This window comes from Citrobacter rodentium NBRC 105723 = DSM 16636, from assembly GCF_021278985.1.
GTDB classification, from domain to species: domain Bacteria; phylum Pseudomonadota; class Gammaproteobacteria; order Enterobacterales; family Enterobacteriaceae; genus Citrobacter_A; species Citrobacter_A rodentium.
Genome location: NZ_CP082833.1, coordinates 3,372,547 through 3,386,354 on the forward strand (window position 1 = coordinate 3,372,547; position 13,808 = coordinate 3,386,354).

The following is a 13,808-nucleotide window of genomic DNA, read 5'->3' on the forward strand; positions in this document are numbered from 1 at the left end:
TTCGTTATTTTATCTTATTGTTTTTAAATTGTTTTCATAAAAAATATAATATGAAAATTTGGTTTTCTCTGTTCCATATTTACATTTTAAGACGTGACGATTTTAATTTTATTTGCTATGGGCGAAAAATGATTTGTGAGCTTCCTCGGAAAACAGACATCTGCAAATAACAAGAAATTACTATTTTAAAATTCTCTTAATAATTGCTCTGTCGTCCATCTGGCGCAGGAACAGAATAAGTTGATGACAATAATTTGCTATGCCAGCACGATTTTTCCAGTCGCCGCGTTGCGCAGTTTGCCAACAATTTCCGGACGTCCGTTTTTATAGTTAGCGTTGTTGTACTCTACGGCCAGCAAGGGTCGCTGGTTTGACACGAACGCTTCTGAGAAGGGGTCATAATGAATGATTCACTGAAAGCGCAATGTATTGCCGAGTTTCTCGGCACCGGGTTGTTTTTGTTTTTTGGCATTGGCTGTCTGAGCGCACTGAAAGTCGCGGGCGCCAGCCTCGGTCTTTGGGAAATTTGCATCATATGGGGTCTGGGTATTTCGCTTGCGGTTTATCTGACCGCGGGAATTTCCGGTGCGCATCTTAATCCGGCGATTACGGTGGCGCTGTGGCTGTTTGCCTGTTTCCCCGGACGTAAAGTTCTGCCATACACCATAGCCCAGGTGGCGGGAGCGTTTGGCGGCGCGCTGCTGGCATATCTGCTGTATGGCAGCCTGTTTATTGAGTATGAAACGGCGCACAATATGGTGCGCGGCAGCGTCGACAGCCTCTATCTGGCCAGCATATTCAGTACCTATCCGGCGGCTGCGCTCAACGTCTGGCAGGCCGCAGGCGTCGAGGTGGTGATCACCTCGATTCTGATGGGGCTGATTATGGCGCTGACCGATGACGGCAACGGCGTGCCGAAGGGACCGCTGGCACCGCTGCTGATAGGCATTCTGGTGGCGGTAATCGGCGCCTCCACCGGGCCGTTGACGGGGTTCGCCATGAACCCGGCGCGCGATTTTGGACCTAAGTTATTCACCTGGATAGCTGGCTGGGGCAATATTGCGATGACCGGCGGACGGGATATTCCGTACTTTATTGTGCCGATTATCGCGCCGGTAATTGGCGCATGCGGCGGAGCGGCAATCTACCGCTATTTCATCGGTAAAAATTTACCCTGCAATAGCTGCAAAATAGAGGAAACCACCCAGTCGTCATGAATCACTGGACTATTATCACGGATTTAATAACTATTTCGTGATCTGCTTTCCCGAACTGATGAAAAAGTCTCCCCACCCAGGGAGACTTTTGTTATGGTCAATTTTGTTTGCTGTCATTGCTAAGGATAGCGGATGATAAGATGTAAATGTAACAATTATGTTTTAATTATAACAATGGATTAACTGAGGGATTTTATCATGATTTCTGCGAGTACCCTGAACTCAGAACTCATTAATAAAATCGCACAGGATTTTGCGCAAGCCACAAGCCTGGCCGTTGTGGTTGTCAATATTCACGGTGATGAGATTTCTGAGCTATTTAATTTCACGCCTTTTTGTCAGCTAATGCGTCAGCATCCGCAGCACAGCACTCGCTGCCGGATGAGCGATCGCTGCGGTGGACTGGAAGCCTCGAAATCAGATCAGCCCTGTATTTATCGCTGTCATGCTGGTTTAACCGACTTCTCTATCCCGCTGGTGATCGCCGGTCATCTGGTGGGCTTTGTATTGTGCGGGCAGGTGCGTCTGCGTAATGATGAGGAGGTCGATCTGGTCGATATCCTCAACGTTGACGACCGCTGGCAGGCCGATCCTGAGCTGCTTAACGAATTCCGTAATGTGCCGGAAATGGACTACTCGCGCGTGATGGCCTCGGCGGATCTGCTGAAGCTTATCGTTGAAAATTGCCTGAAAAAACAGCTCAATTTCGTGGTCATTAAGGACAGCGAACAGAGCGCGGAACCCGCGCGTCCGGCGCGCGCGCCCAGCCCGCATGACAGCAAAATGAAAAAAGCGCTGCGCTATATCGACGCGCATCTTTCCGACGATTTGCGCCTGGAGGACGTGGCTTCGCACGTCTATCTGAGCCCCTACTATTTCAGTAAGCTGTTCAAAAAATATCAGGGAATTGGCTTTAACGCATGGGTAAACCAGCAGCGGATGGCCAGCGCCAGAGAGCTGCTTTGCCATAGCGACTGGAGCATCGCCAGTATTGCCCGCAATTTAGGTTTTTCGCAAACCAGCTATTTTTGCAAGGTGTTCCGCCAGACTTATCAGCTGACGCCGCAGGCGTATCGCCAGCAGGTTGCAGGAAGTTTATCGGCGGAATCGGCGTAAAGAGCAATATTTTGTTATTGCTGATTTTTGCGCAGCGCGTGTAACATCGTCATTATTAGCGAGTTACTATTTTTAGCGCAGCAATAAATTGTTATAGCGCAATAAAATATTGCCTTCGACAGGATAAAGTTCACCAGATTTTATTTTTGTGGTGAGATAAGGTGTCATTGCAGCGCATTTTCATTATTCTCCTGCATGACATTTCAGTGTGAATAGTTTAAAAGCAGTGCAGTTTTTCATGAGGATAATTTGTTTTTAGTCATGAAAAAGCGTGCGCGAATAACATATTTTATGGTGATAAGCAGATAACGCTCTGCTTATCCTTAAAGCCGACAGGTTTGACACATTTGTGTCAGGGAAGGGGGTGAAAATCCCCCGCAGCCCCCGCTGCTGTGATGCTGACGACCCCGTAAAAACCACTGATCGCGAGATTGGGAAGGACGGGCGAGGACGACGCTAAGCCAGAAGACCTGCCTGTCGGAAACGTTCAACAACTTCGGTGGGAAGTGGGTTGTTTTGATGCGTACAGCCGAAAGGCTGGGTATATCTGTCGTACTTCACATTGCAGGGGGAAGCCGCGTCGCTGACCTCCTGTCGTCTGAAGTATTGCGGGTATAGGTATCTCTACCTCTACCACCCTGAACAGGATCAGGGTTATGGCGGCAAAGCAGTACGCGTTTGTTCTGGCTGGCACCGGTAGCGGCTGTGGGAAAACCACGGTGACGCTGGGGTTGCTGAGCGCGCTGAAAAAACGTGGTTTACGCGTTCAGCCCTGTAAAGTCGGTCCTGACTATCTCGATACCGCCTGGCATACGGCGGTGTGCGGCACGGCCTCCCGCAATCTCGACAGCTTTATGCTCCCCGAACCTGTCCTCAATGCGCTGTTCTGCGAACAGATGCAGCAGGCAGACATTGCCGTGATCGAAGGGGTGATGGGGCTGTATGACGGCTATGGCATCGATCCCGACTATTGCAGCACCGCGGCGATGGCGAAACAGTTAGGCTGCCCGGTGATCCTGCTGGTAGACGGCAAAGCCGTTTCAACCTCTATTGCCGCGACGGTAATGGGCTTTCAGCGCTTCGACCCGACGCTCAATATCGCTGGCGTTATCGTCAACCGCGTCAACAGCGCGTCCCATTTTCAACTGCTGAAACAGGCCATTGAACGCTACTGCGGGGTGCCTGTGCTGGGGTATGTGCCGCGCGTGGACGGCGTTTCGCTTCCCGAGCGCCACCTCGGGCTGGTCACCGCCCGCGAATCCGTCGTAACCCAACAACCGTGGCAGGATTTTGCCGCCACGCTCGAGCAGACGCTCAATATCAATCGCCTGCTGACATTAAGCCAGATGGCGGCGCTGCCTCAGGGCGCATGGCCCGCATTACCGGCTCCGGACGCCGGAAAAGGGCTGACGCTGGCGATGGCCGACGACGAGGCGTTTAATTTTTATTATCCCGATAACCTTGCCTTACTTGAGCGCTGCGGTGTGAAAATCGAGCGTTTCAGCCCGCTGCGTGACCGGGCGCTGCCGGCGTGCCAGATGGTCTGGCTGGGGGGGGGGCTATCCGGAACTGTACGCCCCGCTGCTGGCCGCCAATGCCGCGATGCTGGCAAGCCTGCGCGAGGCCCATCGGCGGGGTGTCGCCATTTACGCGGAATGCGGCGGTCTGATGTATCTCGGCACGCAGCTGGAAGAAGCCAGCGGGGCGGTGCATCGTATGGCGGATATTATTCCCGGTCACAGCAAAATGGGGGAACGGCTGACCCGCTTTGGCTACTGTGAGGCGCAGGCGCTTCGCTCCACTTTGCTGGCAGAGGCAGGCGAAGTGCTGCGCGGACACGAATTTCACTATTCCGACTTTTTTGCCGCCACGCCAGCCGTGCTGGACTGCTGCAAAGTGCGTGACGGTAAAACCATTCAGCGGTGGTCCGGCGGCTGGCAGGTGGGCAACGCCTTCGCCAGCTATTTGCACGTTCATTTTGCCCAGCGTCCCGTGATGCTGAACCACTGGCTGAAGGCGGCGAGGGAGGCGTTATGACGCTGCTGGCCTGGTGCCTCGCCTGGTGTATCGACGCGATTGTCGGCGACCCGCCGCGCTGGCCGCATCCGGTGCGCTGGATTGGCAACCTGATTAACGTCGTCCAGCGGAGGGTGCGCCGCCACTGCCACAGCGAGCGGGCGCTGCGTATTGGCGGCGGCGTGATGTGGCTGGTTGTGGTGGGCGCGACATGGGCGACCGCCTGGGGCGTACTGACCCTTGCCCGCGCCATTCATCCATGGCTGGGCTGGCTGGTGGAGGTGTGGATGATTTTCACCGTTCTCGCCGGACGCTGTCTGGCGGATGCCGCCAGAGATGTTGAACGTCCGCTGCGCGCCGGGGATCTCGCCGAAAGCCGGAAAAAACTTTCCTGGATAGTCGGGCGTGACACCTCACAGCTGACTCCCCCGCAAATCAACCGGGCGGTGGTGGAAACCGTCGCGGAAAATACGGTTGATGGCGTTATTGCGCCGCTGTTCTTTTTGCTGCTCGGCGGCGCGCCGCTGGCGATGGCTTACAAGGCCGTAAACACACTTGATTCGATGGTCGGTTATAAAAATCAGCAATACCGGGCGATCGGTATGGTCAGCGCCTGCCTCGATGATCTGGCAAACATTATTCCGGCGCGGCTTGGCTGGCTGCTGCTCAGCGCTGCGGCGTTTCTGTGCCGCGACGACGGCGTCCGCGCGCTGCGCATTGGCTGGCGGGATCGCTATAACCACAGCAGCCCGAACTGCGCCTGGGCGGAAGCGCCGGTGGCTGGCGCGCTGGGGATCCGGCTTGGCGGCCCGAACGACTACTTTGGCGAACGCGTTGAAAAACCGTGGATTGGCGACGCGCGGCGCGACATTTCCGTGAATGACATTTCCCGAACGATTCGACTGATGTGGGTGGCATCCACCCTTGCGCTGGCGCTGTTCATGCTGACGCGCTGGCTGGTGGTGGGGGGGGCCTGAGGATGGAAACAATGCAATACATTCAGCAACCGATGGCGATTGAAGCCAAAAGTTTCGCCATCATTGGCGAGATTATCCGTGAAACGCGCCCGGAATACCGGTTTGCCAGCCCGCTGCATGAGGCGATTATTAAACGCGTCATTCACACCACCGCTGACTTTGACTGGCTGGATATTCTTTGGTTTTCCGATGATGCGCTTGCCCGGCTTTGTGCGGCGCTGAGTCGGCCATCGATTATTTATACCGATACCACCATGGCGCTGTCGGGGATCAACAAAACCCTGCTGGCGAAGACTGGCGGCGAATGCCGCTGCTACATCAGCGAGCCGCGCGTGGTGGCGCAGGCAAAAGCGCAGGGGATCACCCGTTCTATGGCGGCGGTGGATATTGCGGTAGCCGAGGAGGGGGAAAAAGTGTTTGTCTTCGGCAATGCGCCCACCGCGCTATTTCGCCTGCTGGAGCACAATGTTGCGGTCAGCGGCGTAGTGGGTGTGCCGGTCGGCTTTGTCGGCGCGGCGGAGTCGAAAGAGGCGCTGACCCACAGTCGCCTGCCGGCTATCACCGCGCCGGGGCGCAAAGGCGGCAGCAACGTCGCGGCGGCAATTATTAACGCCATCCTTTATCACCTGCAGGGGGCGCGATGAGCGATCAAACGTTCGATGCGCCGGTCTGGCATAACGGCAAAGCGCTGCGAAAAGGCTACACCACCGGATCGTGCGCCACGGCGGCGGCGAAGGTCGCGGCGCTGATGGCGCTGCGTCAGCATCTGATCCAGCAGATTTCCATCGTCACGCCGTCCGGCGTCACGCTGTGTCTGAACGTTGAATCGCCGCACATTGAGGGGCAACAGGCCGTTGCCGCGATCCGCAAAGACGGCGGCGATGATGTTGATGCCACCCACGGCATGCTGATTTTTGCCCGCGTGACGCTGAACGACAGCGGCGAGATTGTGCTGTCTGGCGGCGAGGGGATCGGTACCGTCACGCGTAAGGGCATTGGCTTGCCGGTGGGCAGTGCGGCAGTCAATCGCACGCCGCGACACACTATTGAAGCCGCGGTTCGGGAGGCCATTGGCCCGGCGCGCGGCGCGGAAGTCGAAATTTTTGCCCCGGAGGGCGAAGCGCGGGCGCAGAAAACCTACAACTCGCGGCTGGGCATTCTCGGCGGCATTTCCATTATCGGCACCACCGGCATCGTTACGCCAATGTCCGAAGAGAGCTGGAAACGATCGCTGTCGCTGGAGCTGGAGATCAGGCGTGCCGAGGGGCTTGAACGGGTCGTGCTGGTACCGGGTAACCACGGCGAGCGCTTTGTGCGCGAGCAGATGGGGCTCGACAGTCGGGTCGTGGTCACCATGAGCAACTTTGTCGGCTACATGATTGAAGAGGCGGTGCGGCTCGGGTTTCGCCAGATTGTGCTGGTGGGGCATCCGGGCAAACTGATCAAAATCGCCGCCGGGATTTTTCATACTCACAGCCACATCGCCGATGCGCGAATGGAAACGTTAGTGGCGCATCTGGCGCTGCTCGGCGCGCCGCTGACGCTGCTGAAGCGGGTCTGCGACTGCGATACCACCGAGGCGGCGATGGAGCATATCGACGCGTATGGCTATCAGCGTATTTACGATCATCTCGCCGAACGCATCTGCCAGCGCGTCACGCAAATGCTGCGCTTTACCAGAACCCCGCCGACCTGCGACGCCATCATGTTCTCTTTTGATAATCAGCTGTTGGGCAGCAACCGCCCGGTCGAAGAGATAGTCCGGGAGATGCAATGTTAACGGTGGTGGGAATGGGACCGGCGGATCTGCGCCTGATGACCCCCGCCGCGCGGGAGGCGGCTGAGCGCGCCGATGCGCTGGCAGGCAGCAGGCGACATCTGCAACAGTTTCCTGAATTTCAGGGCGAGCGGTTTACGCTCGGCGCCAGCATCCCGGCGCTTCTGGCGTGGCTTGAGGCGCATCAGGAGAAAAACGTGGTCATCCTCGCCTCCGGCGATCCGCTGTTTTATGGCATCGGTACGCGGATAGTGGCGCATTTTGGCGCTGAGCGGGTGCGCATTATTCCCGGGATCAGTGCGGTGCAGTACCTGTGCGCGCAGACGGGCATCGACATGAACGACATGTGGTTAACCAGCAGCCACGGGCGCAACGTCTGCTTCGATACGCTGGCGGCGCATCGCAAAGTGGCGATGGTGACTGACGGAAAATGCGGGCCGCGTGATATCGCCGCTCAGCTGGTCGCCCGCGGTAAAGGTGGTTGCTGGATGGTGATTGGCGAAAATCTGGCAATGGATAATGAACGCATCCACTGGCTGCGCGTCAGTGAGGTCCGTGACGAATACGACATGAATGCAGTGGTGATCCTTGATGAAAGATGAGCTTTTTCTGCGCGGCGAGAAGGTGCCGATGACCAAAGAGGCGGTACGCGCGCTGGCGCTGCACCGGGCCCGCCATCTGATTGATATCGGGGCCGGGACCGGCAGCGTTTCCATCGAAGCGGCATTGCAGTACCCGCAGCTGCGCGTCACCGCCATTGAACGCAATCCGGCGGCGCTGCGGCTGCTTGATGAGAATCGCCAGCATTTTGCCTGCCCGAATATTGAGATCCTGCCGGGAGAAGCGCCGATGGTGATAACGGAAAAAGCCGACGCGGTGTTTATGGGCGGCAGCGGTGGTCAGTTGCCGGAACTTATCGACTGGTCGCTGCGCCAGCTGCATCCCGGTGGGCGTCTGGTGATGACCTTTATCCTTCAGGAAAACCTTAACGCCGCGCTGGCGCATCTACAGCTGGCGGGCGTAGAGGATATTGACTGCCTGCAACTGCAAATTTCGTCCCTGACCGCGCTCGGCAGCGGTCACTATTTCAAACCGAACAATCCTGTTTTTGTCGTCGCCTGTCAGAAGGAAGAACGCTATGTCTGAGTCATTTGATCCCCGCTGCGTGTGGTTTGTCGGTGCAGGTCCGGGCGACCGCGAACTGATTACCCTCAAGGGTTACCGCCTGCTCCAGCAGGCGCAGGTGGTGATTTACGCCGGATCGCTGATTAATACCGAACTGCTTGCGTATTGCCCTGAAGGGGCGCAGTGCCACGACAGCGCGGAGCTGCATCTGGAGCAGATCCTCGATCTGATGGAGGCCGGAGTGAAGGCCGGAAAAACGGTGGTACGGCTGCAAACCGGCGACGTTTCGCTGTACGGCTCGGTGCGCGAACAGGGCGAAGAGCTGACCAGACGCGGTATTCGCTGGCAGGTGGTGCCGGGCGTCAGCGCGTTTCTTGGCGCGGCGGCGGAGCTGGGCGTCGAATATACCGTACCGGAAGTGTCGCAGAGTCTGATTATCACCCGTCTCGAAGGCCGCACGCCGGTGCCGGAACGCGAACAGCTGGAGGCATTTGCCCGCCACCGGACCTCTATGGCGATTTATCTTTCGGTTCAGCGCATACACCGGGTGGCGGAGCGGCTGATGGAGGGCGGATATCCGGCAACCACGCCCGTCGCGGTGATTTACAAAGCGACCTGGCCGGAAAGCCAGACCGTACGCGGAACGTTAACCGACATCGCTGACAAAGTGCGCGAGGCCGGGATCCGCAAAACGGCGCTGATCCTGGTCGGGGATTTCCTGGGAGAAGAGTACCACTACTCAAAACTCTATGCGGCGGACTTTAGCCATGAATACCGTAAAGCCTGAATCTATTGCGCTGTTTTGCCTGACCCCCGGCGGCGTACAGCTTGCGAAACGGCTGGCGGCAATGCTGCCGCTGACCTGCTTTACCAGTGAAAAGCTGCGGGAAGAGGGATTTTTAGCCTTTGAAGGCGGATTCGCCCACGCGGCGCGCGAGGCGTTTAGTAGCTACTCCGCGCTGATTTTTATTGGCGCCGCCGGTATTGCGGTGCGCGTGCTGGCGCCGCTGGTCAACGACAAGTTCAGCGACCCGGCGGTGGTGGTGATCGACGAGCGCGGCCAGCATGTCATCAGCCTGCTCTCCGGCCATGCGGGTGGGGCCAACGCGCTGACCCGCTACCTAGCGGGGATGCTGGGAGCAGACCCGGTGATTACCACCGCGACCGACGTGAACGATATGGCGGCGCTGGACTCCCTTGCATTTCAGCTTAACGCCCGGATGAACGACTTCCGCACGGCGGTCAAAGAGGTCAATCAGATGCTGGTGAGCAACCAGCGGGTGGGGTTGTGGTGGGATCCGGATCTGGATGATGAGGTGCGCCGCTGCGATCGCCGCGGGTTTATCACCGTGACTGACCTTGAGCGGTTGCCTGAACTGGATGCGCTGATCTGTATTACCTTGCGTGACGCCCTGCCGGATCTCCCGGTGCGCCACTGGAAGCTGGTGCCGCAGCGGGTGGTCGCGGGTATTGGCTGTCGTCGCGATACGCCATTCCCGCTGCTGGCGGCGCTGCTGGCGCGTCAGCTTGCCGCGCAGCGTTTTGATCCGCTGGCGCTGAAGGCCATTGGCAGCGTGGCGCTGAAGAAAGATGAAGAGGGGTTAATTCAGCTCGCGTCATGCTGGCGCGTGCCGTTTGAAACCTTTACCGCTGACGCGCTGCGTGAGCATGAGCACCGCTTTCCGGCGTCGCCGTTCGTGCGCCAGACGGCTGGCGTGGGGAGCGTATCCGGTCCGGCAGCCTGGCTGCTGAGCCGGGGACGTCTGCTGGGCGAAACCTTGCGTGAGCAGGGGGTCACTATCACTTTGGGAGTTTCACACTGATGTTAAGCGTAATCGGCATAGGTCCTGGCGCGCAGGCCATGATGACCATGGAGGCGGTTGAAGCGCTACAGGCCGCGGAAATTGTGGTGGGCTACAAAACCTATACCCACTTGGTCAAAGCGTTTACCAGCGACAAGCAGGTGATCAAAACCGGGATGTGCAAAGAGATTGAACGCTGCCAGGCGGCGATTGAGCTGGCGCAGGCCGGGCACAACGTGGCGCTGATCAGCAGCGGCGACGCCGGTATTTACGGCATGGCGGGGCTGGTGCTGGAGCTGGTCAGCAAGCAGAAGCTGGACGTGGAGGTACGGCTGATCCCCGGTATGACCGCCAGTATCGCCGCCGCCTCACTGCTCGGCGCGCCGTTGATGCACGATTTTTGCCACATCAGCCTGAGCGACCTGCTGACGCCGTGGGCGGTGATTGAAAAACGCATTATCGCCGCCGGAGAGGCCGACTTCGTGATCTGTTTCTATAACCCGCGCAGCCGGGGACGGGAAGGGCATCTGGCGCGCGCCTTCGAACTGCTTTCCGCCAGCAAAAGTGCCCACACCCCGGTGGGGGTAGTGAAGTCCGCCGGAAGGAAAAAGCAGGAAAAATGGCTGACCACGCTGGGGGAAATGGATTTTACGCCGGTGGATATGACCAGCCTGGTGATTGTCGGTAACAAGGCCACTTACGTGCAGGACGGGCTGATGATCACCCCAAGAGGATACGTGCTGTGAGCTACGGCGAGGTGCTGGTGGTCGGCGGCACCAGTGACGCCCGCGCGCTGTGCCAGCAGCTGGATGCGGCCGGCGTGGCGTATACCCTGTCGGTGGCGACGCCGACCGGCAAACAGCTGGCGGGCGATATCAAAGGCCAGGTGCGCTGCGGACGGCTGGAGCAGGCGCAGATGGTCAACTGGCTGAAGGCGAACGGGACGCGCTGGGTGATTGACGCATCGCACCCGTATGCCGAAGCGGTGAGCCGCAACATTCTGGAGGCCTGTGCGCAGGCGGGGGTGCTGCTCAGCCGCTACCAGCGTCCCGATCAGCTCAGCGACCTGACGCACCCGCTGCTTTACACGGTCCGGAGCATCACCGGGGCCTGTGAGGTGGCAAAGCGCTTTGGCGAGCGCGTACTGCTCACCACCGGCAGTAAAGATCTGGCGCAGTGGCGCGCGGGGCTGGCGGAAAAAACGCTGCTTGTGCGCGTGTTGCCAGTGCCGGAAGTGATTGCGCAGTGCGCGGATCTCGGCTTTAGCGTGGGGGAAATATTTGCCCTCTGCGGCCCGTTCAGCGCTGAGTTTAACGCCGCGTTTTACCGTCACTGTCAGGCTGACGTGGTGATAACCAAAGCCTCCGGCGCGGAGGGAGGCTATCAGGAAAAAGTACAGCCCTGTCTGGATGCCGGGATCCCCTGCATCGTCATTACCCGCCCGCCGCCGCTGGTGACGGGAGAGGAGTTACTTGAAAGTCAGGCCGCATTTGCCCGGCGTCTGGCCCGCTGGCTGGCCGCTGCTAAAGGAGACATACAATGAAAAAAGCGCTTCTGGTGGTCAGCTTTGGCACCAGCTATCACGATACCTGTGAAAAGAATATTGTCGCCTGCGAGCGCGATCTGGCCGCGAGCTGTCCAGACCGCGATCTGTTTCGCGCATTTACCTCGGGAATGATTATTCGCAAGCTCCGTCAGCGCGACGGGATTGATATCGATACTCCGTTGCAGGCGTTGCAAAAGCTTGCTGAACAGGGGTATCGGGACGTAGCCATTCAGTCACTGCATATCATTAACGGCGACGAATATGAAAAAATCGTTCGTGAAGTGCAGACGATGCGACCGCTCTTTTCCCGCCTGACGCTGGGCGCGCCGCTGTTAAGCAGCCACGCCGACTATGCGCAGCTAATCCGCGCCCTGCAGCAGCAGATGCCAGTGCTGGGCGAGGGCGAAAAGGTGGTGTTTATGGGGCACGGCGCCAGCCATCACGCCTTTGCCGCCTATGCCTGCCTTGATCACATGATGACCGCGCAGGGTTTTCCGGCGCGCGTTGGCGCGGTGGAAAGCTACCCGGAGGTCGATATCCTCATCGACAGCCTGCGTAAAGAAGGCGCCCGCGCCGTTCATCTGATGCCGCTGATGCTGGTGGCGGGCGATCATGCCATCAATGATATGGCTTCCGATGAAGACGACTCATGGAAAACATTGTTTAACGCGGCGGGCATCCCGGCAACGCCGTGGCTGAGCGGCCTTGGCGAAAATCCGGCGGTGCGCGCAATGTTTGTTCACCATCTACACCAGGCGTTGAGTCAGGTGACGGAGGCGGCGGCATGAGCGGAAAACTCTATGCCCTGAGCACTGGACCGGGGGCCGCGGATCTGATCACCGTTCGCGCCGCCCGCGTACTGGCTTCGCTGGACGTTCTTTATGCTCCGGCGGGACGCAAAGGCGGCGACAGCCTGGCGCTCTCCATTGTTCGCGAGTATCTCGGCGAGCAGACCGAAGTTCGCTGCTGTCACTTTCCGATGAGCGCAGACAGCGCGGAGAAAGAGGCGGTCTGGGATACGGTGGCCAGCGCGCTGGCCGGGGAAGTGAACGCCGGTAAACAGGTGGGGTTTATCACCCTTGGCGACGCCATGCTCTTCAGCACCTGGGTCTTTTTACTGCAACGCATCGGCTGTCCGGACTGGCTGGAGATTGTTCCGGGCGTCACCTCATTCGCCGCCATTGCCGCGCGGGCGAAAATGCCGCTGGCGATGGAGCAGCAGTCGCTGGCCGTCGTCTCCTGTACCGCGCCGGAAGCAGAGATCGCACGGGCGCTGGCGCAGCACGACAGCCTGGTCCTGATGAAGGTTTATGGCCGCTTTGCGCGAATAAAGGCGTTACTGCGGCAGGCGGGACTGCTGGACTGCGCGCTAATGATGGCGGAAGCGACGCTCCCCGGCGAACAGTGCTGGCGGCATCTCAACGCGGTCAGCGACGACCAGCCGTTGCCCTATTTCTCGACCATTGTGGTCAATAAACAGTGGGAGTGTGCCCGATGAAACGTGAACAACAGCTGAAAAAGCTGTCATTCAGCGGTCTTGCGGCGGCGCTGGTGCTGATGATTATACCGGAGCAGGCCTTCGCGATGCATATTATGGAAGGCTTTTTGCCGCCGGTATGGGCGTTGGTCTGGTGGCTGCTGTTTTTGCCGTGCCTGTGGTACGGCCTGGTGCGCCTGCGCCATATTGTGATGGAAGACAGTCATCACAATATGGCGCAGGCGCTGTGCGGGGCGTTTATCTTTGTGCTCTCGGCGCTGAAGATCCCGTCCGTTACCGGCAGTTGTTCCCATCCGACCGGCGTCGGGCTGGCGGTGATCCTCTTTGGCCCCGGCGTGGTGGCGATCCTCGGCGCGATCGTGCTGCTGTTCCAGGCGCTGCTGCTGGCGCACGGCGGGTTAACCACTCTTGGCGCAAACGGCATGTCAATGGCGGTGATTGGTCCGCTTGTGGGCTATCTGATGTGGAAAATGGCCTGTCGCGCAGGATTGCGTCGCGATGTATGCGTATTTCTCTGCGCCGTGCTGGCGGATCTGGCGACCTATTTTGTCACCTCGGTGCAGCTTGGCGTCGCCTTCCCGGACCCGGCAAGCGGGGCGGGCGGCTCCGTGGCGAAGTTTATGGGCATCTTTTGCCTGACGCAGATCCCCGTCGCTATCGCCGAAGGGCTGTTAACGGTCATGATCTATGACCAGTTGACGAAACGGCAACTGATTACCGTACAAGGACATTAA

The 13,808-nt window shown here is 58.5% G+C and carries 14 protein-coding genes, 1 pseudogene and 1 riboswitch; all 15 genes and pseudogenes read left to right on the forward strand.

The annotated features are described in order from the left end of the window. Positions 1-401: 401 nt before the first annotated feature. The 15 genes and pseudogenes from pduF (at position 402) to cbiM (ending at position 13,808) form a co-directional block, all read left to right on the forward strand. On the forward strand, positions 402-1,217 hold the full coding sequence (pduF, locus tag K7R23_RS15835; RefSeq protein ID WP_012906329.1) for a propanediol diffusion facilitator PduF: 816 nt from the start codon (positions 402-404) through the stop codon (positions 1,215-1,217). Positions 1,218-1,415: 198 nt separating this feature from the next. After that, positions 1,416-2,333, forward strand: coding sequence for a transcriptional regulator PocR (gene pocR / locus K7R23_RS15840; RefSeq protein WP_012906328.1), 918 nt, complete (start codon positions 1,416-1,418; stop codon positions 2,331-2,333). Between the two features lie 317 nt (positions 2,334-2,650). After that, positions 2,651-2,825: riboswitch (cobalamin riboswitch) on the forward strand. Between the two features lie 164 nt (positions 2,826-2,989). Next, positions 2,990-4,370 (forward strand): annotated as a pseudogene (locus K7R23_RS15845) (cobyrinate a,c-diamide synthase). After that, entirely contained in the window at positions 4,367-5,326 is a 960-nt protein-coding gene (gene cbiB / locus K7R23_RS15850; RefSeq protein ID WP_012906326.1) for an adenosylcobinamide-phosphate synthase CbiB, read from the forward strand. The pseudogene K7R23_RS15845 and the gene cbiB overlap by 4 nt, the downstream one beginning before the upstream one ends. An 11-nt stretch (positions 5,327-5,337) precedes the next feature. Further along, positions 5,338-5,970 carry a cobalt-precorrin-8 methylmutase gene (locus K7R23_RS15855; RefSeq protein WP_012906325.1) on the forward strand — a complete coding sequence of 211 codons (633 nt, stop codon included), beginning with the start codon at positions 5,338-5,340 and terminating at the stop codon, positions 5,968-5,970. Next, positions 5,967-7,106: a cobalt-precorrin-5B (C(1))-methyltransferase CbiD gene (cbiD, locus tag K7R23_RS15860; protein WP_012906324.1), complete on the forward strand. Its 1,140-nt coding sequence runs from the start codon at positions 5,967-5,969 to the stop codon at positions 7,104-7,106. The genes K7R23_RS15855 and cbiD overlap by 4 nt, the downstream gene beginning before the upstream one ends. Continuing rightward, on the forward strand, positions 7,100-7,705 hold the full coding sequence (locus K7R23_RS15865) for a cobalt-precorrin-7 (C(5))-methyltransferase (protein ID WP_012906323.1): 606 nt from the start codon (positions 7,100-7,102) through the stop codon (positions 7,703-7,705). Before cbiD ends, K7R23_RS15865 begins: the two co-directional genes overlap by 7 nt. Beyond that, positions 7,695-8,249: a decarboxylating cobalt-precorrin-6B (C(15))-methyltransferase gene (locus K7R23_RS15870; RefSeq protein ID WP_012906322.1), complete on the forward strand. Its 555-nt coding sequence runs from the start codon at positions 7,695-7,697 to the stop codon at positions 8,247-8,249. The genes K7R23_RS15865 and K7R23_RS15870 overlap by 11 nt, the downstream gene beginning before the upstream one ends. Next, the gene (locus K7R23_RS15875; protein WP_012906321.1) at positions 8,242-9,015 is read left to right on the forward strand and encodes a cobalt-precorrin-4 methyltransferase; all 774 of its coding nucleotides are present in this window, start codon (positions 8,242-8,244) and stop codon (positions 9,013-9,015) included. The genes K7R23_RS15870 and K7R23_RS15875 overlap by 8 nt, the downstream gene beginning before the upstream one ends. Then, a complete protein-coding gene (gene cbiG, locus K7R23_RS15880; RefSeq protein WP_012906320.1) occupies positions 8,996-10,051 on the forward strand; it encodes a cobalt-precorrin 5A hydrolase in 1,056 nt (351 codons plus the stop codon). The genes K7R23_RS15875 and cbiG overlap by 20 nt, the downstream gene beginning before the upstream one ends. Then, positions 10,051-10,776, forward strand: a complete 726-nt coding sequence (locus K7R23_RS15885) for a precorrin-3B C(17)-methyltransferase (protein WP_012906319.1) — start codon at positions 10,051-10,053, stop codon at positions 10,774-10,776. Before cbiG ends, K7R23_RS15885 begins: the two co-directional genes overlap by 1 nt. After that, entirely contained in the window at positions 10,773-11,573 is an 801-nt protein-coding gene (locus K7R23_RS15890; protein ID WP_012906318.1) for a cobalt-precorrin-6A reductase, read from the forward strand. Before K7R23_RS15885 ends, K7R23_RS15890 begins: the two co-directional genes overlap by 4 nt. Next, positions 11,570-12,364: a sirohydrochlorin cobaltochelatase gene (gene cbiK / locus K7R23_RS15895; RefSeq protein ID WP_012906317.1), complete on the forward strand. Its 795-nt coding sequence runs from the start codon at positions 11,570-11,572 to the stop codon at positions 12,362-12,364. The genes K7R23_RS15890 and cbiK overlap by 4 nt, the downstream gene beginning before the upstream one ends. Further along, entirely contained in the window at positions 12,361-13,074 is a 714-nt protein-coding gene (locus K7R23_RS15900; RefSeq protein ID WP_012906316.1) for a cobalt-factor II C(20)-methyltransferase, read from the forward strand. Before cbiK ends, K7R23_RS15900 begins: the two co-directional genes overlap by 4 nt. Then, positions 13,071-13,808: a cobalt ECF transporter S component CbiM gene (gene cbiM, locus K7R23_RS15905; RefSeq protein WP_012906315.1), complete on the forward strand. Its 738-nt coding sequence runs from the start codon at positions 13,071-13,073 to the stop codon at positions 13,806-13,808. The genes K7R23_RS15900 and cbiM overlap by 4 nt, the downstream gene beginning before the upstream one ends.

Excerpts from the sequence above, each read along its gene's own strand:
- K7R23_RS15870 (WP_012906322.1), top strand. The coding sequence starts at position 7,695 with ATGAAAGATGAGCTTTTTCTGCGCGGCGAGAAGGTGCCGATGACCAAA.
- cbiM (WP_012906315.1), top strand. The coding sequence starts at position 13,071 with ATGAAACGTGAACAACAGCTGAAAAAGCTGTCATTCAGCGGTCTTGCG.
- cbiD (WP_012906324.1), top strand. The coding sequence starts at position 5,967 with ATGAGCGATCAAACGTTCGATGCGCCGGTCTGGCATAACGGCAAAGCG.
- K7R23_RS15875 (WP_012906321.1), top strand. The coding sequence starts at position 8,242 with ATGTCTGAGTCATTTGATCCCCGCTGCGTGTGGTTTGTCGGTGCAGGT.
- K7R23_RS15855 (WP_012906325.1), top strand. The coding sequence starts at position 5,338 with ATGCAATACATTCAGCAACCGATGGCGATTGAAGCCAAAAGTTTCGCC.
- K7R23_RS15900 (WP_012906316.1), top strand. The coding sequence starts at position 12,361 with ATGAGCGGAAAACTCTATGCCCTGAGCACTGGACCGGGGGCCGCGGAT.
- cbiG (WP_012906320.1), top strand. The coding sequence starts at position 8,996 with ATGAATACCGTAAAGCCTGAATCTATTGCGCTGTTTTGCCTGACCCCC.
- K7R23_RS15865 (WP_012906323.1), top strand. The coding sequence starts at position 7,100 with ATGTTAACGGTGGTGGGAATGGGACCGGCGGATCTGCGCCTGATGACC.
- pocR (WP_012906328.1), top strand. The coding sequence starts at position 1,416 with ATGATTTCTGCGAGTACCCTGAACTCAGAACTCATTAATAAAATCGCA.
- pduF (WP_012906329.1), top strand. The coding sequence starts at position 402 with ATGAATGATTCACTGAAAGCGCAATGTATTGCCGAGTTTCTCGGCACC.
- K7R23_RS15885 (WP_012906319.1), top strand. The coding sequence starts at position 10,051 with ATGTTAAGCGTAATCGGCATAGGTCCTGGCGCGCAGGCCATGATGACC.
- cbiB (WP_012906326.1), top strand. The coding sequence starts at position 4,367 with ATGACGCTGCTGGCCTGGTGCCTCGCCTGGTGTATCGACGCGATTGTC.
- cbiK (WP_012906317.1), top strand. The coding sequence starts at position 11,570 with ATGAAAAAAGCGCTTCTGGTGGTCAGCTTTGGCACCAGCTATCACGAT.